We start from the raw sequence: 25060 nt of genomic DNA, 5'->3' as shown, positions 1-25060 counted from the left end.
GTTTATAGGTTTATTTTTATTCATGAAAGAAATTTCATCAAATTAAGTTGTATAAAATGCTTTACAAAAAATTTGGACGGTGATATATTCTAATCACAGTAAGGCACCACTAATAAAGAGGTGACGCTGTGATAGATAATATAGTCGAGGAAACGTGGACACTCCTAATATATCTTTCATAGTTATACCACTTATACAGTGAATGTCTTCTGATACTATAAATTCTTATTTATAAGAAAGAAGGAATTCATTATGAAAAAACAATTCGCAACAATTTTTGCAGCAACAGCAGTATTAGGTGTAACAACAGCATTCGCTGCAAACCCATTCTCCGATGTAACTCCAGATAGCTGGGCATATCAAGCAGTATCTCAATTAGCACAATCTGGTATCGTTAATGGTTACCCAGATGGTACTTTCAAAGGCCAAAACAATATCACTCGTTATGAAATGGCTCAAATGGTAGCTAAAGCAATGGCTAACCAAGATCGTGCTAATGCAGAACAACAAGCAATGATTAACCGCTTAGCAGATGAATTCTCCAACGAGTTGAACAGCTTGGGCGTACGCGTATCTCGTTTGGAAGATCGCGTAGGTAATGTAAAAGTTACTGGTGATGCTCGTATCCGTTACCAAGGTTCTGAAGATAAAGGCGTTTATAAAACAAACAGCAAATCCTTAACAGATGGCCGTGCACGTGTTCAATTCAATGGTAAAGTAAATGATAAAACTGAAGCTGTTGTTCGTGTAAAAGGTAATTACGAATTCGGTGACTCCACAAAAGGTGCTGATGCGACAATCGATCGTGCTTATGTAGATCACAAATTTGGTAATAGCGTATCTGCTAAAGGTGGTCGTTTCCAACAAACAATTGGTGGCGGTTTAATGTACGATGATACATTTGATGGTGCTCAATTGAACGTAGGTAATGATAAAGTTCAAGTACAAGGTGCTTATGGTTACATGATGGCAGGTGCTGCTGATGGTAATTCCAAATCCGATAACCCTTCCGTAGCTTATGTAGGTGTTAAAGGGAAAGTTGGTCAAGAATCCACAGTTGGTGGTTTCTACTCTAAATTGTCTAGCGGTAACTTGAACCATAATGGTTCCACAGTAAACTCTGATAGCCAAAATGTATACGGCTTCAATGCAGATTTCCGTAAAGATAAAGTTTGGGTTGGTGGTGAATGGTTAAAAGCTTCCAACGTAAATGACTCCCAAGCTTGGACAGCAGGTGTTGGTTATGGTAATTACGACATCGCTAAAAAAGGTACATGGGATGTGAAAGGTCAATACTTTAACCAAAAAGCTAATGCTCCTATCGTAAGCTCTACTTGGGATCAAGCATATGACTTAACAAATACTTCTAATGGTTACAAAGGTTACATGGCTAGCGTAAACTATGCAGTACAAGATAATGTAGGCTTATCTGCTGGTTATGGTTTCAACTCTAAAGACCAAAAAGGTAACGATCTTTCCGATTTCTACCGTGCAGAATTAAACTACAAATTCTAATTCCCTCACAAACAAAAAAAAGACTTCTTCGGAAGTCTTTTTTTGTTGTATATAAATAATAATATTTTCTTTTGTATATAATAGTATATATATAGTAAAATAAATCAATATATAATAAAATTTAAAAATTAATTTGACTAGTACATATATGGATCTATTACACAATATATTGTATGAGGTATTTATGAACCATTTATACAATAAATTGCTAATCGCTAATTAATGAATGATTAATTGATTAGTATAACTTAATAACATGTATGAGAATTAATCTCATTATATATAAAAATGGATAAAATTTATATTTTTAGTGAAAAAAAATAGATCTTATAAAAGCAGATAATATCTAAATTTGAGAGCATTTTAAAATATAAAATTTTTATAATGAGAATGTAATTGAGAAAAAAGGGTTTACACGAAAATTTGGTTATGCTAATATCACCCTACAAGAAGTAACAAACACATGAAACGAAGAACTTCGATGTAGAATGTGGCGAGGAAACGTGGACACTCCCAGAAATTCTTAATCTGAATAACAGAGTAGAATGTGAATGTTATGACTTGTAACATTTTATATTTCTATTTTTTTCAGAAAGAAGGAATTCAACTATGAAAAAACAATTCGCAGCAATCTTCGCAGCAACAGCAGTTTTGGGTGTAACTACTGCATTCGCAGCTAACCCATTCTCCGACGTAACTCCAGATTCTTGGGCATACCAAGCAGTTTCCCAATTGGCAAACGCTGGTATCGTTAACGGTTACCCAGATGGCACTTTCAAAGGCCAAAACAACATCACTCGTTACGAAATGGCTCAAATGGTAGCTAAAGCTATGGCTAACCAAGACCGCGCTAACGCTGAACAACAAGCTATGATCAACCGTTTGGCTGATGAATTCTCCAACGAATTGAACAACTTGGGCGTTCGTGTAGCTCGCTTGGAAGACCGCGTAGGTAACGTAAAAGTTACTGGTGATGCTCGTCTTCGTTACAAAGATGCTGAACATGATAAATCCAAATTCGACGCTCGTGCACGTGTACAATTCAATGCAAAAGTAAACGATCGCACTGACGCTGTAGTTCGTTTGACTTCTGGCAACTTCGAATTAGGTAACTCTGAAAATGGTGGTAATGCAAACGCTACAATCGACCGCGCTTATGTAAACCACAAATTCGGTGAACGCGTATCCGTTAAAGCTGGTCGTTTCGGCCAAGTTATCGGTGGTGGTTTAGCATTTGATGGTACTTTCGACGGTGCTCAATTCAATGCTGGTAACGACAAAGTTAACTTCCAAGCAGCTTACGGTTATATGGTATCCGGTGACAATGGCAAAATCGCTGGTGCAACTACTAACAAATTAACTAAAGATGCTAACGTAACTAATACTTACCTTGGCTTGAACGGTAAAGTAGGTAAACACACTACAGTTGGTGGCTTCTACGATCGTGTTAACCAAGACAGCACTAATGGTTATAAAAATATCTATGGCTTCAACGCTGATGCTAACTTCGACAAAGTTTGGGTTGGTGGCGAATGGTTGAAAGACTCCCACGTTGATGAATCTCAAGCTTGGACTGCAGGTCTTGGCTTTGGCGACTACAACATCGCTAAAAAAGGTTCTTGGGATGTTAAAGGCCAATACTTCAACGCTAAAGCTAACGCTCCTATCGTTGATACTACTTACAACCACATCTACACTACAGATGCTAAAGGTTGGATGGCTTCCGTTAACTATGCATTGCAAAACAACGTTGGCTTGTCCGCTAACTACGGTTTCGACTGGAAAACTCAAGACGGTGCTGATCTTAACGACTTCTACCGTGCAGACCTTAACTACAAATTCTAATTTGATAGTTAACCATATAAAAGGGACTCCTTCGGGAGTCTCTTTTTTTATGGTTAATATATAAAATTCTATAACAAATTGATATAGAATGCCTTTTATTATGCAATTTTGATAATTATAGATCGATTTATATACAAATTATACTTATCTTTAATTTGATCATTTATTAGCTTTATTACTGGGAGGTGTAAAATATTTTTGATAGAGGATTACTGTATATTTCTATCTATAAAAGTATTATAAATGGTATAATAAAGAGTATTAGATTTTCTTGTGAAGGAGGTAAGAATGGATCCTTCTTTTTCTCATATAAAAATGGTAGCCATCGATTGTGATGAGACGTTAGTTCGAAGTGATAATACAGTTTCTTCGTATACGGTTGATGTATTGCATCGCTTACAGCAAAAGGGAATTGGTATAACAATTGCTACTGGACGCATGTATCAAACGGCAAAACCAATTGGATTAGCATTACAACTTGGCAATGTTCCTATGATATTGTTCTCTGGTGGTTTAATCCAGGAGTTAGAAACGGGATATAAGCTATTTGAACAAACTGTTCCTATAGATGTAGTACATCGTGTTTTTCAACTCGGACAACAATATAGTTGGCATATACAATCGTATGTAGATGATCATTTACTGTGTCATCATAAAAATTGGCAATCTGATCGTTATGAACAGCAAACAGGGGCTGTAGCTGAGTTTTTAGGTGATACAATTTATACACTTTCTTCAGAACCTAATAAGCTCATTGCTATCGATACAGAGGAAGGAATCGATAGAATTATTGATATCTTGACCCCATTAGTTGGTAATCGTGTTACATTAGTGCGTAGTCAACGAGATTTCCTCGAAATCACTGCACCGAATGTATCAAAAGGGCGTGCATTAGCTCAATTAGCTCTAGATAATAATCTTAGCCTTGAAAATATAGTTTCCTTTGGAAATGCAGATAACGATATTTCTATGTTAAGTGAAACGGGATATTCGGTAGCTGTTTCAAATGCAACAGAACATGTAAAATCTGTGGCTAATGAATTATGTGGTCATCATAATGAAGATGGTGTAGCTCACTGGATAGAAAAGAATCTTTTATAATGGAGTAAAACTATGGAAGCATTTCGTTTATTAATTGTTACAGGCATGTCTGGTGCCGGCAAAACTCAAGTTCTACAAGCATTAGAGGATATGGGCTATCTATGTATTGATAATATTCCTCCTGTACTTATTCCTAAGCTAAGTGAAATTTGTCGACAAGGTGGAGAACGTACAAACCGTGTAGCTTTAGTCGTAGATATTCGCGGTGGTGAATTCTTTGAAGCTCTTTCATCATCTCTTGAAACATTAAGAGAAATGAAGGTAGATTATGAAATTGTCTTTATGGATGCTACAGATGAGACGTTAATTAGACGATATAAAGAAAGTCGTCGCAGCCATCCACTGGCTCCAGATGGGATGATCACTACAGGTTTGAAAGAAGAACGTCAGATATTAAATTCTGTACGACATAAAGCAGACTTCATTATTGATACAACGAATATGAAAACTGCGAGCCTTAAAGAGTATTTAAAAACACGATTTACTCAAGTTGATGAAGGCCATGGCATGTCTATTACAGTTGTAAGCTTTGGCTTTAAATATGGATTACCATTGGATGCGGATATGGTTTGGGATGTTCGATTCTTACCAAATCCATTCTACATTCCAGATTTCCGTCATAAAACAGGTCGTGTGAAAGCTGTAAATGAATATATTCATTCCTTTGAAGTTACAGAGGAATTTAAAAACCGTTATTTTGATACTATTGATTTTCTTGTGCCTAATTATGAACAAGAAGGGAAGTCTCAATTTATCGTTGCTGTAGGCTGTACAGGTGGTATGCATCGATCTGTGGCTATGGCAGAAGCATTATATTCCCATCTATTAGAAAAGGGGTATCGTGTTTCTGTAGAACATCGAGATATGATGAAAAATAATGTAGAAGAAGATTATAATCCTCATGAAATTAAAACACTTGGTAACTAGATAGGGGTTCTTATGTTGCGAAAAAGATGGTTTCGGTGGCTTATACCGGGCCTAAATATAAAACGTTGGCTTGCCCTATTTAGTTGTGGTGTAGGTCTTTTAATCATTGGCATATCATTGATGTTTAACTATCAATGGCTTGCCGTTCTTGAAGATGTTGTACTGGCCTTTTCTTATAATATGACGGGCTTTTACAATTATAATGTGCTCATTGCTGTGGGTGCAGTTATATTATCGATTGGCGCTGTTCTAATGCTAATTGGTACTAGTAAGGTTATTAAAACGATTATTCGTGCTGTATTGCCTAATCCTGATAGTAAGGTATCAGATATTATCTTCCAAAATATACGACTTGATAAAGGTCCTAAAATCGTTGTTATCGGCGGTGGTACAGGATTGTCTAATCTATTGCGTGGATTGAAAACACACACATCTAATTTATCAGCTATTGTTACAGTAGCTGACGATGGTGGTTCATCAGGTCGTTTACGGGAAGATTTTAAAATGATTGCCCCTGGTGACTTACGAAACTGCTTGGTCGCATTAGCAGAACAAGAAGGGGTTATGGAAAATCTTTTCCGCTACCGCTTTGAAGGGGAAAATGAGCTATCTGGTCATAGCTTTGGTAATCTCTTTATCACAGCACTTGCTCAAGTATATGATGGCGATGTGGAGGAAGCGCTTGAAGCGGCTAGTAAATTGTTGCGTGTACGAGGTCGTGTAATTCCGTCGTCTACTGAGTTCATTAAATTAGTAGCGGAGATGACCGATGGTACTATCGTAGAAGGTGAAAGTAATATTCCTAATTCTGGTAAACGCATTCGCCATATGTATAGTGAGCCAGCACAGCCAAAACCAGAAGGTGCTGCGTTACGTGCTATCGATGAAGCAGATGTTATCATCTTTGGACCAGGTAGCTTATATACAAGTATCATTCCGAATTTGTTAACTGATAAAATTGCATCTCATGTACGCGCTAGTAAGGCAAATAAAATTTACATTGCTAATGTTATGACTCAACCTGGCGAAACTACAGATTATACCTTAAGTGATCATGTGGAGGCTCTCATTGCACATGGTGGTGAAGGCATTGTAGATACTGTACTTGCTAATGATGGACCACTACCAATTCAAATGGTAGAACAATATAGTGCTGTAGGTTCAGAGCCTGTAGCATTAGATACTAAGAAGCTACAAGCAAAGGGAATACGTACGATTCGGGCTACATTGATAAGTCCTAAAAAGCCGGCTGTTCATGATCCTGAACGGTTAGGTAAAGTAATTATGGATATTGTGCATGCTATGCAATCAGATACTGAACCACATATCCTAGAATATTATCTCCAACGAGATGATCATTAATGAGAAGGGATACCTATGTCATTTGCTGAAGATGTAAAAAATGAATTATGCCAATATGAATCCTCTAGTGATGCAGATTTGGCCATGAAAATTGAAGCGTCTTGCTTATTGCGCATGGGTGGATCTATCATTCTGGGGATGAAGGGGGCTGTTGGTATTAGATTGGCTACTGCAAATAATGCAGTAGCTCGTCGCTTGTTAGGCATATTAAAAAAACAATATGAATTACCTACCAATGTATTAGTACGACAAGGACTAAATTTGCGCAAGAAAAATATGTATACTTTATCTGTAGAGCCATCTATAGAAGGGCGACAGGCGTTAGAAGATCTTGCTTTATGGCCTGTAACTGAACAAATTCCTCGTAGTTGGCTTAAATCTATGGAGGCACGACGTGCTTTTTTACGGGGGGCTTTTTTAGGCGGTGGCTCTGTTAATAAGCCACAAAGCGACTATCATCTCGAGTTTATGACGGGGAATGAGAATTTTGCAAAGGAAATTATACATGTATTGCGGTTATTTCATATTCATGCAGGTTTGACTGAGCGTAAGGAAGAGTACGTAGTATATCTTAAAGAAGGGGACGCTGTAACGAATTGCTTGCAAATTATGGGTGCTCAATCAGCACTGATGGAATTTGAAAACGTGCGCATAATGAAAACTGTGCGAAATCAAATTAATCGACAAGTAAACTGTGAGACTGCAAATTTGCAAAAGGTTGTAGATGCTGCAGTACGCCAGGTAAAGGCTATTCGAATTATCGATAGAGAAATTGGTATTGATGAGTTGCCTGAAAAGTTGCGAATTGTAGCAAGATTGAGATGGGACAATCCAGAAGCGAGTCTGAAAGAACTTGAAGAATTGATGGATGGCGAATTATCTAAGTCGGGTATTGGACATCGCTTAAAGAAAATCGAAGCATTAGCACTTACGTATGACCCTATGGGGCTTGAAGAAATATAGAGGTATTAATATATGTTTTCTTATAAATCAAAATATTGTGTAGCCGCAGCGATGGCCGCCATGGCTGCTCTTACAGGCCATGTAGAGGCTCGTGATATAGATTTACAATCAATTGGATATTTTCAGTTTTCTCCGTTGCCACCAAGTTTGGTGTCTCAAACGGATACATTGCTACTATCAGATAGCCCTGAATATGTAGGACCAGTAGGTGGTACGCTTAGTGCAGGTACAATTAATGGAAATGGTCGTATCTATTTTTACCATGTAAATGAAATGGATAAGCCCCATAAGATTGCTATCGTATTGGAGAATCAATCGGCGTATCCCAATACTGTTCATGTGATGAGACAGTTAAAATCTGTGGCTACACCAGATTATTTCGCTGCTGGTCGTGATTTATCCCGGAAGGACCTAGAGAATCCTTTAGATGAAAGTCCCAATGCGAGACCTTTATATTCGCTAAGTATTCCGCCACAAGAGCGCCAATTAATCTTTAGTGATTTGGAAAATACACCAGTATATCAAGATGCATTATTTACCGGTATCGTAGATATTAAAACAGAGGCACCAATCTTTGCTCGTGTTATGATGTTGCCTATGGGGATGGATGCCATTGATGCATCTCATTGGGCTAAAAATTTACCTATTGATGAAATTCAGTTGCGCGGTACCTATACTGGGTCTAAGCGTAATATGGAGGTTACTACACCATTTGATACGGCATTAGGTGGTGCTTTTGTAGAAATCGGTAATGACCGTGAAGATATGTTTATCAATGGTGTAGACGAAATGCAAAATAAAGCATTTGTTCGTGACCGTGGTAACTATGGTGTTTCATATACTTTAAAAATTCCTACAAAAGGTAATGAACCATTTAGATTGTATTTTAACCCTCTTGGTGGTCCCTATTCTGGTTCCTTTACGGTAAAAGCACTTCATCAACAAGGTGCCCGTAGAGGTCAAACCGATACGCGTACCTATCATATCGGTGGTGCTGATGGGATTACTGCACTAGGGGACGGTACTATATTAGATAGCCGTCTTATGGGTAATTATAATGCAGGCGATTTGTTAACATTAAACTTCATGCCGGCAGGTGCATCTAATTTGCCAATACGATTCTTATTGATTCCTGAATCTCTTGCAAATCCACAAAAACATCAGACTATTGCGGTCAATGTGCCAAAAGATGTAACAGACAGTTTGGGTCATCCAACTCAAAGTGGTACACAAATTCCTGTAGGTCCTATCAATGGTAAAGATAGCAATAAGGGTACTGTAGATACATCTAAATCTACTATGACTCCTGCAAAACAGGCAGAAACAATTGCTCACGAAGAAACAAAAAAATTGAGCGATAAAGCAGCTGCTGATGCTAAAAAAGAGGCACAACTTAAAAAAGCGAAAGAAGCTGAGGAAGCATTAGCTCGTAAAAAAGCGGAAGAAGCTAAATTAGCTGCCGAAAAAGCAGAAATAGCACGCAAGGCTGCAGAAGCTAAACATGCTGAAATTGAGCGTAAAATGGCTGAGAAAGCTGAAGCTGATCGTAAGGCTGCCGAGTTGAAGGCTGCTCAAGAGGCGCAAGCTGCTAAAGACAAAGCGGCCTTAGAAGCGAAAAAGGCTGAGGAAATGCGACAAGCAGAAGAGGCTAAACGCTTAGAGGCAGAAAGAAAAGCTGAGCTTGATCGAAAGGTAGCTGAAGCTCGTAAGGCTGAAGAAGAACGTAAAGCTGAAATGGCGCGTATTGAAGCTGCTAGAAAGGCGGAAGCCGATCGTTTAGAGGCAGCACGTAAAGCGGAGGAAGCTCGTGTAGTGGCTGAAGCAAAACGTCTTGAAGAAGAACGCAGAATTGAAGCGGCTCGTATTGAAGCAGCACGAAAGGCAGAAGAAGCTAGACAAGCCGCTGAAGCTAAGGCACGTTTTGAAGCACAACGGGCAGCAGAAAAGGCCGCTTTAGAAGCGAAAAAAGCTGAAGAAGAACGTTTAGCTGCTGAAGCAAAAGCACGTTTAGAAGCACAACGAAAAGCGGAACAAGAAGCATTGGAAGCACGCCGTGCCGAAGAAGCACGTAAAGCAGCCGAAGCAAAAGCAGCACTAGAAGCACAACGTGCAGCTGAACAGGCTGCGTTAGAAGCGAAACGTCAAGAAGATGCTCGTAAAGCGGCAGAAGCAAAAGCAGCCTTAGAAGCACAACGTATTGAAGCCGCAAGAAAAGCTGAAGAAGCACGTCGTGCAGAAGAAGCGAGAAAGGCTGAGGAGGCAAGAATCGAAGCAGCCCGTAAAGCAGAGGAAGCTCGTGTTGCAGCAGAGGCTAAACGTGCAGAAGAAGCGCGTAAGGCTGAAGAGGCAAGAATTGAAGCGGCCCGTAAAGCTGAAGAAGCTCGTATGGCTGAAGAAGCACGCCGTGCAGAAGAAGCACGTCGCTTAGAAGCAGCTAAACTTGAGGCACAACGCAAGGCTGAGCAAGAACGACTTGAAGCGGCTCGTAAAGCTGAAGAAGCTCGCGTTGCTGCTGAAGCAAAACGCCAGGAAGAATTGCGTAAAGCCGAGGAAGCTCGAATTGCAGCAGAAGCAAAACGAGCAGAAGAACTTCGTAAGGCCGAGGAAGCTCGAATTGCAGCGGAAGCAAAACGTGCAGAAGAGGTTCGTAGAGCAGAGGAAGCACGCCGCATAGAAGAGGCTAGACGAGCAGAAGAAGCACGAAAAGCCGAAGAAGTACGTATAGCTGCTGAGGCACGTAAGGCAGAGCAAGCTAGATTGGCTGCAGAACGTGCAGAGGCTGAACGCCAAGCAGCAGAGGCGAAACGCATTGCTGAAGAACGTTACCAAGCTCACTTAGAAGCGGAACGTAAGGCGGAAGAAGCACGTCAGCAAGCTCTTGCACAAGCCGAAGTTGAACGTAAAGCAAAAGAGCGAGCTGAAGCGATTCAACGTGTCAAAGAACAACAAGAAAATGCTCGTCGTCGCGCAGAACTTGCACGTCAACAAATTGAGGCAGAACGTAAGGCTGCACAAGCGGCTAAAACAGGACCTTCCTTCAGTGAACTCGATGATGTACATGAGGATACACCAAGTGTAACTATTCCAAATGCTGTATCTATTGATGAGTTGACTAAACCTAGACCGACTGCATCTCAAAATACACGTCGTCGTGACCAACGTCAACCACAACCAAATCAACAATCTGCACAGCAAAATCCAATGACTAATGATCAACAAGGTCAAGCTCCTTATAGTTCACAGCAAGGTCAACAAAATGATGATCAAAATCCACCAAAATTATATCCTATGGGGCAGTAATATTAGCTTATAATAATGAAAATTATTTGTATCTAATTATAGATTGATTATAAGGAAACAATTGGTGAAGTATAGAGAGGACAAGCCACTTTTGAGGGCTTGTCCTCTTTTTAAAATACTTATGAACTTTCGCTTTCACATTGACTTTCAAGGGCAGATTCAGTACAATAAATAAAGAAAATGCATCCATGGTACGAGAGACCATTGCATAGTACAAAACCTTTTAATTTAGTCCAGAGAGGCTGAGAAAGGAATATAGTTGAAGCGCCCCCATAAGGGCTTCTTTGTGCAAACTATTTGACCTTTTGCCCTGGGCAAAAGGTCTTTTTTGTTACGTGAGTTAGGAGGAAATCATGGGACAAGTTAGCCTAAAAGGCAAACATTTATTGGGTTTGCAAAATGTGTCACCTGAAGAAATCAAATTGATTTTAAATGTGGCAAAGAAAATGAAAAAAATCGTTCTTTCTGATGATAAGAAGGTTCCACTTTTAAAGGGGAAATCCATTATTAACCTCTTTATGGAGCCAAGTACTCGTACCCGTAGTTCCTTTGAATTGGCCGGCAAATATTTAGGGGCTGACGTTATCAATCTTTCTCCTAGCGGTTCTTCCATGGGTAAAGGTGAAAGCTTCCGTGATACTTTGCTAACATTATCCTATATGGGCACAGATGCTATTGTAATGCGTCATAGTGCTGAAGGGGCTCCTCTATATGCCACAAAAGCAGTAGATCCTATTATTATCAATGCTGGTGACGGCGCTCATGAACATCCAACACAAGCGTTATTAGATATGTACTCCATTTTGGAGAAAAAAGAATCTATTGAAGGTCTAAAAGTTGTTATCTTAGGCGATATTATGCATAGCCGTGTAGCAAGATCTAACATTTATGGCCTTACAAAAATGGGTGCTAAAGTACATTTGGCTGGTCCTCGTACTATGGTATATCCAGAGCTCGAAAAATTAGGTGTTACCGTACACCACGATATTCGTGAAGCAGTGGCTGATGCAGATGTGGTTAACGTACTTCGCATTCAATTAGAACGTATTCATTCTGCGTTGTATCCTACAAATAGAGAATATGCACGTATCTTTGGTATTAACAATGATGTATTGAAATTGGCTAAAGATGATGTAATGGTAATGCATCCAGGTCCTATGAATCGGGGCCTTGAAATTGCACCAGATGTAGCATATTCTGATCAATCCGTAATTCAAGAACAGGTACGTAATGGCGTAGCTGTACGTATGGCTGTATTGTACTTAACTATTATCGGAGGTGACGGTAGTGAGCTTGCTTATTAAAAATGGTACGGTAGTTAATCCGGCAAAAAAACAAAACGAAGTAGCAGACGTTCTCGTAAAAGATGGTAAAATTGCAGCCATCGGTCAAAACTTAAGTGCTGAAGGCGCTGAAGTATATGATGCAACAGGTCTTATCGTAGCACCTGGTCTTATCGATATTCACACACATTTGCGTGAACCAGGACAAGAAGCTAAAGAAGACTTCCACTCTGGTACACAAGCTGCTGCTGCTGGTGGTTTCACACGTGTTGTAACTATGGCTAATACAAATCCAGTTGTAGATAATGCTGCTCTTGTAAGAGGCTTACAAAAACAGGCTGAGCTTACAGGTGTTGTAAAAGTAGAATTTATTGGTGCCGTATCAAAAGGCCTTGAAGGTAAAGAACTTGCTGAAATGGGTGATATGGCAGAAGCTGGTGTAGTAGCCTTCTCCGATGATGGTCACTATGTAGAAAATGCTGCGTTTATGCGTCGTGCCTTAGAATACTCCTCTATGTTTAATAAAATGGTTATCGACCATGCAGAAGATATTACATTGACTAAAAATGGTCATATGCATGAAGGTATCGTTTCCTATGAATTAGGTATTATTGGTCGTCCTGCAGTAGCTGAAGATTTGGCTGTTGCTCGTGACATCTTGTTGTCTGAAATGACAGGTGGTCACATTCATATTGCTCACGTAAGTAGTAAAAATACTGTGGATATGGTTCGTCGTGCAAAAGCAAAAGGTCTTAATGTAACATGTGAAGTTACAAGCCAACATTTATCTTTCACAGATGAATATTTACGCGAATATAACCCAGCGTTCAAAATGGCTCCTCCAATTCGATCTGAAGATCATCGCCAAGCATTATTAGAAGGCTTGAAAGATGGCACAATCGATGCAATTATTACAGACCATGCACCACATGCGTATGAAGAAAAAGACCATGAGTTCTGCTGTGCACCAAATGGTTTCAGTGGTCTCGAAACATCTTTGGCAGCGGTTATTACTAATGCATATGGTCCAGATAAACTTAGTATTGATCAAGTTGTGTACTATATGAGTACACGTCCAGCTGAATTAATGCGCCTTGATGCAGGTGTTCTTGAGGTTGGTAAACCAGCAGATATTACTGTATTCTCTACAACAGAAGAGTGGACAGTAGATCGCAATAAATTCTATACAAAAGGCAAAGTCAGCCCATTTGATGGTATGACTGTTACAGGTAAGGCCAAACTCACAGTAGTTGATGGCAAAGTAGTTATGAAGGAGGGCGTAGTCTTATAATGAAAGGCAAGTTAGTTCTTGAAGATGGTTCCGTGTTTGAAGGTTCCTTATTAGGTGGCGCTCCAACAGTAGGCGAAGTTGTATTTAACACAGGTATGACAGGGTATCAAGAAATCTTGACTGATCCATCCTATGCGGATCAAATTATTACATTAACATATCCTTTGATCGGTAATTATGGTACATTGAATGCTATTACTCAAGGCCCTAAACCATATTGTAAAGGCTTTATCGTAGGAGAACTGTGTGATTTCCCATCTAACTGGCAAAATGAAGGCTTATTTAGCGAGTATCTTCGTTTACACGGCATCCCTTGCCTTTATGATGTAGATACACGTGCTATTACACGTGTACTTCGTAACCATGGCGTAATGAAAGGCGTACTTGTACGTTCTGATTACCCTATGGAAGATATTCAAAAATTATTTAAACAAGACTTGCCAACAGATCAAGTTATGCGTGTAACTACAAAATGGCAAGGTATGCGTGGCGATAAAAATGCAGAGTTCCATGTAGCTGTAATGGACTATGGTGTAAAGGAAAATATCCTTCGCTCTTTAGAAGCAGCTGGTTGTCGTCTAACAGTATTCCCTGCAGATGCTAAGGCTGAAGATGTATTGGCAGCCAATCCAGATGGTGTATTCTTATCTAACGGCCCTGGAGATCCTCAAGATCTTGGCTATGCTGTAGAAGAAGTAAAGAAATTATTCGGTAAAAAGCCTATCTTCGGCATTTGCATGGGCCATCAAGTATTGGCTCAAGCCTATGGTGGTACAACATTTAAATTAAAATTTGGTCACCGTGGCTCTAACCATCCAGTACAAGATTTACGTACAGGCCGCGTATATATTACATCTCAAAATCATGGCTATGCAGTAGATGATACTTCCTTGCCAGACTTTGTAGAAATTACACATCGCAGTGTAAATGATGGCACTGTAGAAGGTATGCGTCATAAAGAATTACCTATCTTCTCTGTACAATATCATCCAGAAGCGTCCCCAGGACCTACTGATAATCTATATTTATTTGATGAATTTGAAGACTTAATGAGAAAGGGAAAATAATATGACCACAGAAGCAAAAAAAGTACTTGTAATTGGTTCTGGTCCAATTATTATCGGCCAAGCTGCAGAGTTTGACTATGCTGGTACACAAGCATGCCGTTCCCTTCGTGAAGAAGGTTATAAAGTAGTATTGGTTAACTCCAATCCTGCTACAATTATGACTGATACAGATATTGCAGACCGCGTATATGTAGAACCGATTAGTCTTGAATTCGTAACAGAAGTAATTAAAAAAGAACGCCCTTGGGGCTTATTGGCTACACTGGGTGGCCAAGTAGGTCTTAATATGGCCGTACAATTGTCTGAAGCTGGCGTATTAGAAGAATACGGTGTAAAACTTCTAGGTACAACACTTGAAGCTATTAAACAAGCAGAAGACCGTGAACTCTTCAAAGAAGCGATGAAGGAAATCAATCAACCAGTTCCTGAATCCGATATCTTTAACGATCTTGAAGAAGCCGTAGCCTTTGCTAATCGCATTGGTTATCCTATCATCATCCGTCCTGCTTACACATTGGGCGGTACTGGTGGTGGTATTGCGCATAATGAAGATGAAATGTATGAAATTACACGCCGTGGTTTGAAACTTTCACCAATTCACCAGATCCTAGCAGAACGTTCTGTAGCAGGCTGGAAAGAAATCGAATACGAAGTAATGCGCGATAGTGCAGATAACTGTATCATCGTATGTAATATGGAAAATATTGATCCTGTAGGCGTACATACTGGTGACTCCATTGTTGTGGCACCAAGCCAAACATTAAACGATATTCAATACCAAATGCTTCGTACTGCTTCTGTAGAAATTATTCGTTATTTGAAAATCGAAGGTGGTTGTAACGTACAATACGCGTTGAATCCAAATAGCAATGAATATATCGTTATCGAAGTAAATCCTCGTGTATCCCGTTCCTCTGCATTAGCATCTAAAGCAACTGGCTATCCAATTGCGAAGGTAGCTGCAAAAATTGCAGTAGGCATGACATTGGATCAAATTACAAATGCTGTAACAGGTGAAACAAAAGCATGCTTCGAACCTACACTTGACTATGTAGTAACGAAATTCCCACGTTGGCCATTTGAAAAATTCAATTTGGCAGACCGCACATTGGGTACTCAAATGAAGGCTACTGGCGAAGTTATGGCTATCGATCGCTCCTTGGAAGGCTCCTTGCTTAAAGCAATTCGTTCCTTGGAAATTGGTTTAGACCATATTGAGCTAAAGAAAATCTCTCATGAGTCTATGGAACAATTGATTGAACGTTTACATTTAGTAGATGATGAACGTATCTATGTTGTAGCAGAAGCACTTCGCAAGGGCATTAGTGTAGAGAAAATTCACTACATTACAAAAATTGATACATTCTTTATTGAAAAAATCAAAAACATTGTTAATGTAGAAAAAGCATTGGCTGAACATGGCTTAACAGAGGATGTATTGCGCAAAGCAAAACGTTATTCCTTCACTGATTCTGTTATCGCCCGTTATGCTAATACAACTGTAGAAGAGGTTCGTGCAAAACGTAAAGAATGGAACATTCTTCCAACATATAAATATGTAGATACATGTGCTGCCGAATTCGAATCTAAAACACCGTACTACTACAGTGCTTATGCACAAGAAGACGAAGTTAAACCACTCGGTGAAAAATCCGTTGTCGTACTTGGTTCCGGTCCAATTCGTATCGGTCAAGGCGTAGAGTTTGACTACTGCTCCGTACATTCCTCTTGGGCACTTCGTAAAGCGGGTTACCAATCTATTATGATCAACAATAACCCAGAAACAGTGTCTACTGACTTTGATATTTCTGATTCCTTGTACTTCGAACCATTAACAGTGGACGATGTAATGGAAATCATCGAGAAAGAGAAACCAGCTGGTGTTATTGCTCAGTTTGGTGGTCAAACAGCGATTAACTTGGCAGGTCCATTGGCTAAGCGCGGTGTAAAAATCCTCGGTACATCCGTAGATAGCATCGATATGGCAGAAGACCGCGAACGCTTTGATGAATTATTGGCAAAACTTGGTATTCCACGTCCAGTAGGTGCGCTTGTAACCTCTGATGAAGAAGCACAAGCAGCAGCTAAAAACTTGAAATATCCATTGATTGTACGTCCTTCCTATGTATTGGGCGGCCGTGCTATGGAAATCGTATACAACGATAAAGAGCTCGATGTATACATGAAGGAAGCCGTAGTAGCCTCCAAGGAACATCCTGTTCTTATCGACCGTTATATGGTTGGTATGGAGGTAGAGGTTGATGCTATTTCCGATGGTACTGACGTATGTATTCCTGGTATTATGGAACAAATCGAACGTGCTGGTGTTCACTCTGGTGACTCCATGGCCGTTTACCCAGCTCAACATTTGAGCCAAGAATTGATTGATCAAATCGTTGACTATACACGTCGTATTGCAGTAGGCCTTAATGTTAAAGGTGTACTTAACATCCAATATATCGTGGCTGACGGCGAACTTAACGTAATCGAAGTTAACCCTCGTTCTAGCCGTACTGTACCATTCATTTCTAAGGTTACAGGCATCAATATGGTAGAATGTGCAACACGCATTGCTCTTGGTGAAAGCTTAAAAGATTTGGGCTTGCCACTCGGTCTTGTACCTAATAAACCATATGTAGCTGTAAAAGCACCTGTATTCTCCTTCTCCAAAATGGGCCTTGTAGAAATCGCTCTTGGACCTGAAATGAAATCTACTGGTGAAGTTATGGGTATTGGTCGTACTTATTCTGAAGCATTGTTTAAAGCTATCAATGGTGCCAATATGCGTATCCCAGAAGATGGTACAATTCTTATGACCGTAGCAGACCGCGATAAAGAGGAAGCTAGCCAATTGGCAAAAGGCTTCATCGAATTGGGCTATCACATCGAAGCAACTGGCGGTACTGGTAAATACTTCAAAGAACATGGCGTTGACTGCAAGGTAGTTAACAAAATCTCTGAAGGTGATGACAACTGTGCTGACCACATTCGTCAAGATAAAGTAGATCTTGTACTTAACACACTGACTGCAGGTAAACGCCCTGAACGTGAAGGCTTCCAATTGCGTCGTCTCGCTGTAGAAATGGGTACACCATGCTTAACAAGCCTCGATACAGCACGCGAAGTGTTGCGCGTTGTAGCAAATCGTAAAAATAATGCAAATTATACTGTAGAAGCGTTACAGGATTTTGAATTGGAGTAATAACCATGAGTGGATATGTAGAACAGGGCGAAGTCGTTCGCAATGAGCAAATAGGCTCTGATGTGTGGGTAATGGATATCCACGCACCAAAACAGGCAGCAGAAGCAAAGGTAGGACAGTTTTGTAATGTTCGCGTAGCGGACTCTACGGCACCATTATTGCGCCGTCCTATTAGCTATGCAGGCTTTGATGCACAAAAGGGGACGATTACCCTTTTATATCGTGTCATAGGTAAAGGGACTGAGATTATGACTCGCCTTGTTCCCGGCGATACTCTAGATTGTTTAGGTCCTTTGGGTAAACCATTTGTTACATCTAAGAATATGCTTCTTGTTGGCGGTGGTGTAGGTATTGCGCCCATGTTATGCATTGCATCCCATTTGAAAGAAGGGGAAGAAGCACAAGTTATTCTCGGCTTTAGAAATGAAAGCGAAACCTTCTGGGCAGCCTTATTTAAGGATACGTCTGTTAAAGTGCATATCACCACTGATGATGGTAGCGTAGGTGCGAAAGGGTTCCCTACAGCAATCATGCCTGAGCTGATTAATGGCAATACTTTCACATCTGTTATGACTTGCGGTCCTACACCGATGATGAAAGGTGTGGCACAAGTAGCTAAAGATCTCAACGTTCCTTGCCAAGTATCTCTTGAAGAACGTATGGGCTGTGGCACTGGTGGTTGTTTAGGTTGTGCTTGTGATGGTGCAGGTGGCAAACGTTACAAAGTTTGTAAAGATGGTCCTGTATTCCCAGCTGAGGAGGTGTTCTTTTAATGAGTGAACGCGATTTAAATAACACCGTTACGCCTAATCCAAAGCTTGCTGTTGATTACTGCGGTATTAAGATGAAAAATCCTATTATCGCTGCATCTGGTACCTTTGGTAATGGTCCTGAGTATGCTGGTTATTTAGACCTTAGCAATGAGGTAGGTGCTATTTCCGTAAAAGGTTTAACACCTAAAGGTCGTCACGGCAATCCTGGAACTCGTATTGCAGAAACACCATCTGGTGTACTAAACTGTATCGGCCTTGAAAATCCTGGGGCAGAACATTTTGTTACACATATTTTGCCGGATCTCAAAAAATATGACGTACCATTGCTTGCTAATATGTCTGCAGGTACAATTGATGAATTTGCATGGATGGCAGAGACCTTATCTGTAGACGGTATTACAGGCCTAGAGGTTAACGTATCTTGTCCAAATGTAGAACGTGAAGGTATGGCTTTTGGAGTGGATCCAAAGGTGGTTGAACAGGTAACGAAGGCCGTTCGTAAGGTCAGTGATAAACCTATTATCGTTAAGCTTTCACCAAATGTAACAGATATTGTGGAAATTGCAAAAGCCGTTGAAGCTGGCGGTGGTAATGGGGTAAGCCTTATCAATACATTGTTGGGTATGGCTATTGATATTCACCGACGTAAACCTTTATTGGGAAATACTTACGGTGGGCTATCTGGTCCAGCTGTAAAGCCTGTTGCACTTCGCATGGTACACCAAGTATATAAAGGGGTAAATATTCCTATTATTGGCCTTGGCGGTATTATGACTGGCACGGATGCTATCGAATTTATGATGGCTGGTGCTCAAGCCGTTCAAGTTGGCACTGCTACGATGGTAGATCCTACGGCGATTTCACGTATTGCCCGTGAAATGAGTGACTATGTAGAACAATATAATCTTAACAGCATTACTGATATAGTAGGTGCTGTCCATCAAGGATAGTAAAAAGAAGACCTAGTACATTATGTACTAGGTCTTTTTTATGTATGGTATTAATGTTCATAACTGTACAAAATCTTATACGATAAGTTATAAATACAATATCATAAGTTATAAATCCCATATCATATGAATTTCTATCACATAGTTTAAACATATGCTTTGTAGAAATCAATAAATTGCTGTGCTACAGGGGATAAGGCATGCCCTTTGAGAGTAATAAATGCTTTTTTAAAATCTCCTGAAAATTCTGGCAACTTGATACGGGCCATTTTACGATGGTTAATAAGCTCTTTTGCATCCATAGGAACTAAAGAAACAGTTCTACCAGAGGATGCCCATTCGATGGCAGAGCTCTTAGTTGTAGTGATGGCAACAGCATTCAGTTGATCCATGTCCGTTAAACTAGATTGCATAATCATTCGCACAGATCCACCAGAGAGGGATAAAGGACACTTTTTGATATCATCCCATGTGATGGTATCATGTTCACGATCTATCCAGAATACATCACGGCGGAAAATAGCGTATAAATGTTCCTCTTGAGTAAGAAGGATATCAAATTTATCAGTGTCTACCATTTGAATGTTTGCAATTCCCAGCTCTGCATTACCATTAATAAGTTGATTGACCACATTAGTCATTAGTCCTTCGTAGATTTCGAAGTGAACTGATGGGTATTTCATGGAAAAGGCTGGTAAGTATTGTTGTACGATTGGTGTGGAGCGCGATGCAGACGTAGCGATTCGCAATGTACCTTCAATACGTGAGTTCAACTGTTGTACTGCATTGTATGTTGATTCTTCAATGGAGCATAATTGTTGGGCTTTTTGATAAAAAATTTTGCCCGCATCAGTTAGTTGTAAGTTTGATCCTCGTTGGCCGCGCTTGATATTGATGAGTTGAGCTCCAAATTCAGCTTCTAAATACTTTAATTGTTTACTTAAAGCTGGTTGTGTAATATGAAGAATCTCTGCGGCCTGCGTCATATTGCCCGTTTGAACGAGGGTAATAAAATTGTGGTAGTAAGATGTATCCATAGAATCTCCCTATTATACACAAAATAAGATAAATAAAAATTATAACGAACTAAGTAACAGTAATTTCACATTTGATAAAATAGCGTATATACTATATTCATCAAGGAAAGAGAAAGAATAATGTGTTTAAAATAAACTTTCTATCCTTATCACAATTTTTAATATAATAACAGTGATTGAGAAAGTAGGTACTATCATGGGCGTAGTAAAAAGAACATTAAGTAAAGCAATTCGTAACTGGGAAGCACGTAGATTAATGACTGCACATAATGCAGGTGTTAGTCGTAAAAAACAACTTGAACGCGTATGGCCTCATCCATTAACTACAGAAAAACGTCATGAACTTGCTCAAGGCGTAAGTGGCTTAGTTCATAGCGAAAACTAATTACTATGTGTGTATCAGTTAGATTATTGTTCTAGCGGTAGCACCACTTCAATAGAATCTAATATAGTACAAGTAGCAGCTCCATGACTCATGTCTTGGAGCTCTTTTTGTATGCGCTCTACATCAGTAGGAGGTACTAAGATAGTAATATCTACATGTTCGCCAAAACTTGCTTCATAATGTAGTTTTTGATCTTGCACATATCTTTCTATAGCTCCATACATGGAATAGTCGATGGTAGCCTGCAACTGAGTTCGTGTTGTGTGTAGTTCTTTAGGGGCAAGATGTAAAGTTTCCGCAACGGAGTGTGAATATGCACGAATCAAACCACCTGCGCCTAGCTTAATACCTCCAAAATAGCGCGTTACTACGACAGCTACATTGGTAATACCTGTTTTTTTGAGTACTTCTAACATAGGTTTACCAGCGGTACCAGATGGTTCACCATTGTCAGAAGAGCGTTGTTGTTCTTGTTTTGGTCCTAATGCAAAGGCTGTACAATTATGGCGTGCATCCCAAAATTCTTTGTTGATACGTCCAATAAAAGCCTGCGCTTCCTCTTCTGTAGAACAAGGGCATATAGTTGTGATAAAACGCGACTTCTCCACAACATATTCATGGCGAAATTCCTTCGCTACTGAAGTAAATTCTACTATAGGGCTTATTGATTCACACATAGTTTCACCTCCTTTGGAATCAAAGTTTATGTTTATTCATCATCACTTTATTATAATCTATTTATGAATGTTGTGTATAGGTGGGGAGATGTTAAATCCCCTATAAAAAAGGAATAGTCCTCTAGATTTAGTAGGATATTGACGTAATGAGAATTTATGTTATTATAGAATAAACACGTATGAATGAATACTCATGTAAATGTGTTCATATAATAAACTATACGTGTTTATAAAATACTCTGTTACCGATGTATGATATGTCTACTATGAGTTTCTGACTTATATAGATATATAGAAACATATATTTTTGAAAATTCTAGTAGAAAGAAGTGATATGATGAGTAAGAAGAAACAAGAGTTTGATATTACAGGTATGCATTGTGCTGCTTGTGTAAAGCGCGTTGAAAACGTCGTTTCTAAGATCGATGGCATAGAATCTGTAAAGGTTAATCTACTCACTCGAAAGGGGAGTGTAGAATACAAAGATGGCTCTACTGTAGAGCCACAACAAATTATCGATGCTATTACGAATATTGGTTTTGGTGCTACGGAAGCAGATGAAACGAAGCAAGAAATAGAAAAGGTTAATTTAAAACCTCATATTACGCGTCTTATCATTGCTGCTTGTATGGCTGTACCGATGATGATTAACATGACATTACATCGCTTTGGTATTCAAGCCTTGCCAGTATGGGTAGAGTTCATTCTTGCTACCATTGCTCAGTTCGGCCCTGGCCTTATGTTCTATAAGAGTGCGTGGAGTGCGGTAAAGAATGGCGCCCTTACCATGGATGTTCTCGTTGTAATGGGTACGACTGTTGCTTATCTATTCAGTATTTATAATTGGCAGTTCCATCCAGAACTTGGGCCTCATGGCATTTACTTTGAAACCTCAGCTTGGCTCATTACATTCATTCTTCTTGGCAAACTTTTAGAAGAAATTGCCAAGGGGCGTACCTCTGAAGCACTTCAAAAATTGATTGCCTTGCAACCAGCAACAGCTCATGTATTGCGTGACGGTGAGTTCGTAGATATTCCTACATCTAAGGTTGTAGCAGGTGATATTTTACAAGTTCGTGCAGGCGAAAAAATTCCAGTAGATGGTACTATTACTGAAGGCTATTCTACTGTAGATGAAGCTATGCTTACCGGTGAAAGTTTGCCTGTAGAAAAACAAGTGGGATCTGATGTTATCGGTGCGACTATTAACTTGAGCGGTGCTTTCACAATGGAAGCAAAACGTATCGGCTCTGATACAATGCTGTCTCAAATCATCAAGGTCGTAGAGGAAGCTCAAACCTCTAAAGCAAGTATTCAACGTATTGCAGATATCGTAGCTCAATACTTCGTGCCTACTGTTATCGGCCTTTCTGTTTTGACCGGCCTCGTATGGTACTTCATTATGGGCGACTCTATTAATGTAGCTCTCATTAATGCTACAGCAGTGCTTGTTATCGCTTGTCCTTGTGCACTTGGTCTCGCTACACCAACATCTATCATGGTAGGCTCTGGCTTAGGCGCGGAGCATGGCGTCCTTATCAAGAGTGCAGAATATCTTGAAAAAGCTGGTAAACTCGATGCCATCGTTATGGATAAAACTGGCACACTTACACAAGGTGTTCTTGATGTAACGGCTTTCAAAAACTATAATGGTGATGAAAGTAGAAATATGTCCCTTATGATGGCTCTTGAAAGTGGTACATCGCATCCAATTGCAAAGGCCATGGTTTATTATGGCGAAGATCATGGTTATAAAGGTAAAGCTGTAGAACTAGAAAGCTTCGGTGATGTGCCTGGTAAAGGTTTGCAAGGCGCTTATCAAGGTGTGTCTGTACAACTTGGTCATAGCCGTTGGATGTCTGAATTAGGTTATGATCTAAGTGCCGTCCAAGATGATATTCTACACTATGAAGAACAAGGTGCTTCCGTGTCTGTTCTCGCTGTAGATGGTGTCATCAGTGCATTATGGGCTGTAGAGGATGAATTGCGTCCAGAAACTATTGAGGTGGTAAAAGAATTACAGTCTCAAGGTATCGATGTGTGGATGCTTACCGGTGATAATCGCCGTACAGCTCAATATATTGCTAAACAAGCAGGTATTACTCACGTTATTGCAGAAGTGTTGCCTCAAGATAAAGCTAGCAAAGTAAAAGAGTTACAAGATAAAGGTCTCGTAGTGGGCATGGTTGGTGATGGTATCAATGATGCACCAGCTCTTGTAACTGCAGATATTGGTTTTGCTATCGGTAGTGGTACAGATATTGCTGTAGAAGCAGCAGATATCGTTCTTGTAAGAAATGATTTACACACACTAGTACAAGCAGTACGCCTCAGCCGTAAGACTATGACTAATATTAAACAAAATCTATTCTGGGCATTGATCTTTAACTGCATTGGTATTCCATTGGCTGCTGTCGGCGCATTAAATCCTATGATTGCAGGTACAGCAATGGCATTTAGCTCTGTAACCGTTGTAAGTAACTCTTTACGTTTAAAACGAGCTAAGATTTAATTTTTAGATTATATCTTATAACATATAATATGTGATAGCGTTGATTTAAGTTTATAAAGCACCTATACCATGGTATAGGTGCTTTATTTTAAATCTGGCTATATATTTAATTCCTATGAAATTAGTGTTTTTAGACTGGTTGAGATTTGTTATACTAAATATAGTTATTCAGCTAAAAGAGAGGAGCTAGATTATGAAATTAAAGACGCATGATATTGTATATATCGGATTTATTGCTGCCTTATGTGCAGTAGCAACAACGATTCGCATCGAAATACCGGGTGGTGCCATGGTTCACTTAGGATCTGCTGCATTATTTACATCATCCATTCTTTTTGGTGGTTTATATGGTGGTTTGGGTGCGGCTATTGGTTCCGCATTATTTGATCTTTTTGGTGGACATACGCAATACATTGTATTCTCTTTCTTTATTAAAGGTATTGCAGGTCTTATTGTAGGTGGTATGACAGCAGGTTACTTGCCACCATCCATTACAAAACCGACAGCATCCTTTACACGTATTTTGAGTGCTTTAATTATTGGCACAATTTGGACTGCCTTTGGTTATTTCCTTGCATGGTGGTTTGTTCTTGAAAGTGCAGCAGTAGCGGCAAGTAAAATTCAATATTCTTTGATTACAAGTGCAGCTGGTATTGTGGTAGCTATCGTATTGACACCTAAATTGCAATCTGTAGTTCGTAGATTATTTACAAAGAACTAAATAGAGTAACTAATGATAAATTACTAAAAACTATATATTGCTAACTAATAACTAATAATCCAAAATTGATCATTAGGCATAAATAAAAGAGTCTCCCTTAACTTATGTATTCAAGTTAAAGGAGACTCTTTTATTTATTATATTAGATT

General features: G+C 39.6%; 18 protein-coding genes. 16 read left to right on the top strand and 2 right to left on the bottom strand.

All coding sequences use genetic code 11. The annotated features are described in order from the left end of the window. Nucleotides 1–252 precede the first annotated feature (252 nt). The 13 genes from LKD20_RS04000 to LKD20_RS03940 all read left to right on the top strand — a co-directional run bounded on the left by LKD20_RS04000 (nucleotide 253) and on the right by LKD20_RS03940 (nucleotide 19579). Nucleotides 253–1515, top strand: coding sequence for an S-layer homology domain-containing protein (locus LKD20_RS04000; RefSeq protein ID WP_227720971.1), 1263 nt, complete (start codon nucleotides 253–255; stop codon nucleotides 1513–1515). 609 nt (nucleotides 1516–2124) lie between these two features. Continuing rightward, on the top strand, nucleotides 2125–3360 hold the full coding sequence (locus LKD20_RS03995; protein ID WP_227720970.1) for a putative porin: 1236 nt from the start codon (nucleotides 2125–2127) through the stop codon (nucleotides 3358–3360). A 288-nt stretch (nucleotides 3361–3648) separates the two neighbouring features. Next, nucleotides 3649–4461 (top strand): Cof-type HAD-IIB family hydrolase, encoded by an 813-nt coding sequence (locus tag LKD20_RS03990; protein ID WP_227720969.1) that lies wholly within the window; start codon nucleotides 3649–3651, stop codon nucleotides 4459–4461. A gap of 12 nt (nucleotides 4462–4473) precedes the next feature. Further along, nucleotides 4474–5388 carry an RNase adapter RapZ gene (gene rapZ / locus LKD20_RS03985; protein WP_005387318.1) on the top strand — a complete coding sequence of 305 codons (915 nt, stop codon included), beginning with the start codon at nucleotides 4474–4476 and terminating at the stop codon, nucleotides 5386–5388. A 12-nt stretch (nucleotides 5389–5400) separates the two neighbouring features. Beyond that, entirely contained in the window at nucleotides 5401–6750 is a 1350-nt protein-coding gene (locus LKD20_RS03980) for a gluconeogenesis factor YvcK family protein (protein WP_005387319.1), read from the top strand. A 15-nt stretch (nucleotides 6751–6765) separates the two neighbouring features. Further along, on the top strand, nucleotides 6766–7713 hold the full coding sequence (whiA, locus tag LKD20_RS03975) for a DNA-binding protein WhiA (protein ID WP_005387320.1): 948 nt from the start codon (nucleotides 6766–6768) through the stop codon (nucleotides 7711–7713). A gap of 12 nt (nucleotides 7714–7725) precedes the next feature. Continuing rightward, the gene (locus tag LKD20_RS03970) at nucleotides 7726–11013 is read left to right on the top strand and encodes an ATPase (protein WP_227720968.1); all 3288 of its coding nucleotides are present in this window, start codon (nucleotides 7726–7728) and stop codon (nucleotides 11011–11013) included. A gap of 353 nt (nucleotides 11014–11366) precedes the next feature. Then, a complete protein-coding gene (locus LKD20_RS03965) occupies nucleotides 11367–12317 on the top strand; it encodes an aspartate carbamoyltransferase catalytic subunit (protein WP_105086209.1) in 951 nt (316 codons plus the stop codon). Continuing rightward, nucleotides 12301–13587, top strand: a complete 1287-nt coding sequence (locus LKD20_RS03960; RefSeq protein ID WP_227720967.1) for a dihydroorotase — start codon at nucleotides 12301–12303, stop codon at nucleotides 13585–13587. The genes LKD20_RS03965 and LKD20_RS03960 overlap by 17 nt, the downstream gene beginning before the upstream one ends. Next, nucleotides 13587–14654: a glutamine-hydrolyzing carbamoyl-phosphate synthase small subunit gene (gene carA, locus LKD20_RS03955; RefSeq protein ID WP_005387324.1), complete on the top strand. Its 1068-nt coding sequence runs from the start codon at nucleotides 13587–13589 to the stop codon at nucleotides 14652–14654. Before LKD20_RS03960 ends, carA begins: the two co-directional genes overlap by 1 nt. Nucleotide 14655: 1 nt before the next feature. Beyond that, nucleotides 14656–17856 carry a carbamoyl-phosphate synthase large subunit gene (gene carB, locus LKD20_RS03950; RefSeq protein WP_227720966.1) on the top strand — a complete coding sequence of 1067 codons (3201 nt, stop codon included), beginning with the start codon at nucleotides 14656–14658 and terminating at the stop codon, nucleotides 17854–17856. Between the two features lie 5 nt (nucleotides 17857–17861). Further along, on the top strand, nucleotides 17862–18629 hold the full coding sequence (locus LKD20_RS03945; protein WP_227720965.1) for a dihydroorotate dehydrogenase electron transfer subunit: 768 nt from the start codon (nucleotides 17862–17864) through the stop codon (nucleotides 18627–18629). Then, nucleotides 18629–19579 carry a dihydroorotate dehydrogenase gene (locus LKD20_RS03940; protein ID WP_227720964.1) on the top strand — a complete coding sequence of 317 codons (951 nt, stop codon included), beginning with the start codon at nucleotides 18629–18631 and terminating at the stop codon, nucleotides 19577–19579. Before LKD20_RS03945 ends, LKD20_RS03940 begins: the two co-directional genes overlap by 1 nt. A gap of 146 nt (nucleotides 19580–19725) precedes the next feature. Here LKD20_RS03940 and LKD20_RS03935 read toward each other — a convergent pair whose 3' ends face one another. Further along, nucleotides 19726–20616 carry a LysR family transcriptional regulator gene (locus tag LKD20_RS03935; RefSeq protein WP_005387328.1) on the bottom strand — a complete coding sequence of 297 codons (891 nt, stop codon included), beginning with the start codon at nucleotides 20614–20616 and terminating at the stop codon, nucleotides 19726–19728. Between the two features lie 196 nt (nucleotides 20617–20812). On the opposite strand from LKD20_RS03935, the gene LKD20_RS03930 reads away from it, so the two are divergent. Beyond that, entirely contained in the window at nucleotides 20813–21001 is a 189-nt protein-coding gene (locus tag LKD20_RS03930) for a hypothetical protein (RefSeq protein ID WP_227720963.1), read from the top strand. Nucleotides 21002–21024: 23 nt separating this feature from the next. Here the strand turns inward: LKD20_RS03930 and LKD20_RS03925 are convergent, their stop codons facing one another. Continuing rightward, nucleotides 21025–21678, bottom strand: coding sequence for a YigZ family protein (locus tag LKD20_RS03925; protein ID WP_227720962.1), 654 nt, complete (start codon nucleotides 21676–21678; stop codon nucleotides 21025–21027). A 337-nt stretch (nucleotides 21679–22015) separates the two neighbouring features. On the opposite strand from LKD20_RS03925, the gene LKD20_RS03920 reads away from it, so the two are divergent. Both LKD20_RS03920 and LKD20_RS03915 read left to right on the top strand, forming a co-directional pair. Further along, nucleotides 22016–24190, top strand: a complete 2175-nt coding sequence (locus LKD20_RS03920; protein WP_227721014.1) for a heavy metal translocating P-type ATPase — start codon at nucleotides 22016–22018, stop codon at nucleotides 24188–24190. 193 nt (nucleotides 24191–24383) lie between these two features. Then, nucleotides 24384–24911, top strand: coding sequence for an ECF transporter S component (locus LKD20_RS03915; protein ID WP_227720961.1), 528 nt, complete (start codon nucleotides 24384–24386; stop codon nucleotides 24909–24911). Nucleotides 24912–25060: the final 149 nt, after the last annotated feature.

Source organism: Veillonella fallax, assembly GCF_020687175.1.
In the GTDB taxonomy this organism is placed as follows: domain Bacteria; phylum Bacillota; class Negativicutes; order Veillonellales; family Veillonellaceae; genus Veillonella; species Veillonella fallax.
Note: the sequence above shows the minus strand (reverse complement) of the source record. Positions and strands in the feature narration are given on the sequence as shown.

What these genes read in the sequence shown, in the direction of transcription:
- LKD20_RS04000 (WP_227720971.1), top strand. Translation starts at nt 253, where the DNA reads ATGAAAAAACAATTCGCAACAATTTTTGCAGCAACAGCAGTATTAGGT.
- LKD20_RS03995 (WP_227720970.1), top strand. Translation starts at nt 2,125, where the DNA reads ATGAAAAAACAATTCGCAGCAATCTTCGCAGCAACAGCAGTTTTGGGT.
- LKD20_RS03990 (WP_227720969.1), top strand. Translation starts at nt 3,649, where the DNA reads ATGGATCCTTCTTTTTCTCATATAAAAATGGTAGCCATCGATTGTGAT.
- rapZ (WP_005387318.1), top strand. Translation starts at nt 4,474, where the DNA reads ATGGAAGCATTTCGTTTATTAATTGTTACAGGCATGTCTGGTGCCGGC.
- LKD20_RS03980 (WP_005387319.1), top strand. Translation starts at nt 5,401, where the DNA reads ATGTTGCGAAAAAGATGGTTTCGGTGGCTTATACCGGGCCTAAATATA.
- whiA (WP_005387320.1), top strand. Translation starts at nt 6,766, where the DNA reads ATGTCATTTGCTGAAGATGTAAAAAATGAATTATGCCAATATGAATCC.
- LKD20_RS03970 (WP_227720968.1), top strand. Translation starts at nt 7,726, where the DNA reads ATGTTTTCTTATAAATCAAAATATTGTGTAGCCGCAGCGATGGCCGCC.
- LKD20_RS03965 (WP_105086209.1), top strand. Translation starts at nt 11,367, where the DNA reads ATGGGACAAGTTAGCCTAAAAGGCAAACATTTATTGGGTTTGCAAAAT.
- carA (WP_005387324.1), top strand. Translation starts at nt 13,587, where the DNA reads ATGAAAGGCAAGTTAGTTCTTGAAGATGGTTCCGTGTTTGAAGGTTCC.
- carB (WP_227720966.1), top strand. Translation starts at nt 14,656, where the DNA reads ATGACCACAGAAGCAAAAAAAGTACTTGTAATTGGTTCTGGTCCAATT.
- LKD20_RS03945 (WP_227720965.1), top strand. Translation starts at nt 17,862, where the DNA reads ATGAGTGGATATGTAGAACAGGGCGAAGTCGTTCGCAATGAGCAAATA.
- LKD20_RS03940 (WP_227720964.1), top strand. Translation starts at nt 18,629, where the DNA reads ATGAGTGAACGCGATTTAAATAACACCGTTACGCCTAATCCAAAGCTT.
- LKD20_RS03935 (WP_005387328.1), bottom strand. Translation starts at nt 20,616, where the DNA reads ATGGATACATCTTACTACCACAATTTTATTACCCTCGTTCAAACGGGC.
- LKD20_RS03930 (WP_227720963.1), top strand. Translation starts at nt 20,813, where the DNA reads ATGGGCGTAGTAAAAAGAACATTAAGTAAAGCAATTCGTAACTGGGAA.
- LKD20_RS03925 (WP_227720962.1), bottom strand. Translation starts at nt 21,678, where the DNA reads ATGTGTGAATCAATAAGCCCTATAGTAGAATTTACTTCAGTAGCGAAG.
- LKD20_RS03920 (WP_227721014.1), top strand. Translation starts at nt 22,016, where the DNA reads ATGAGTAAGAAGAAACAAGAGTTTGATATTACAGGTATGCATTGTGCT.
- LKD20_RS03915 (WP_227720961.1), top strand. Translation starts at nt 24,384, where the DNA reads ATGAAATTAAAGACGCATGATATTGTATATATCGGATTTATTGCTGCC.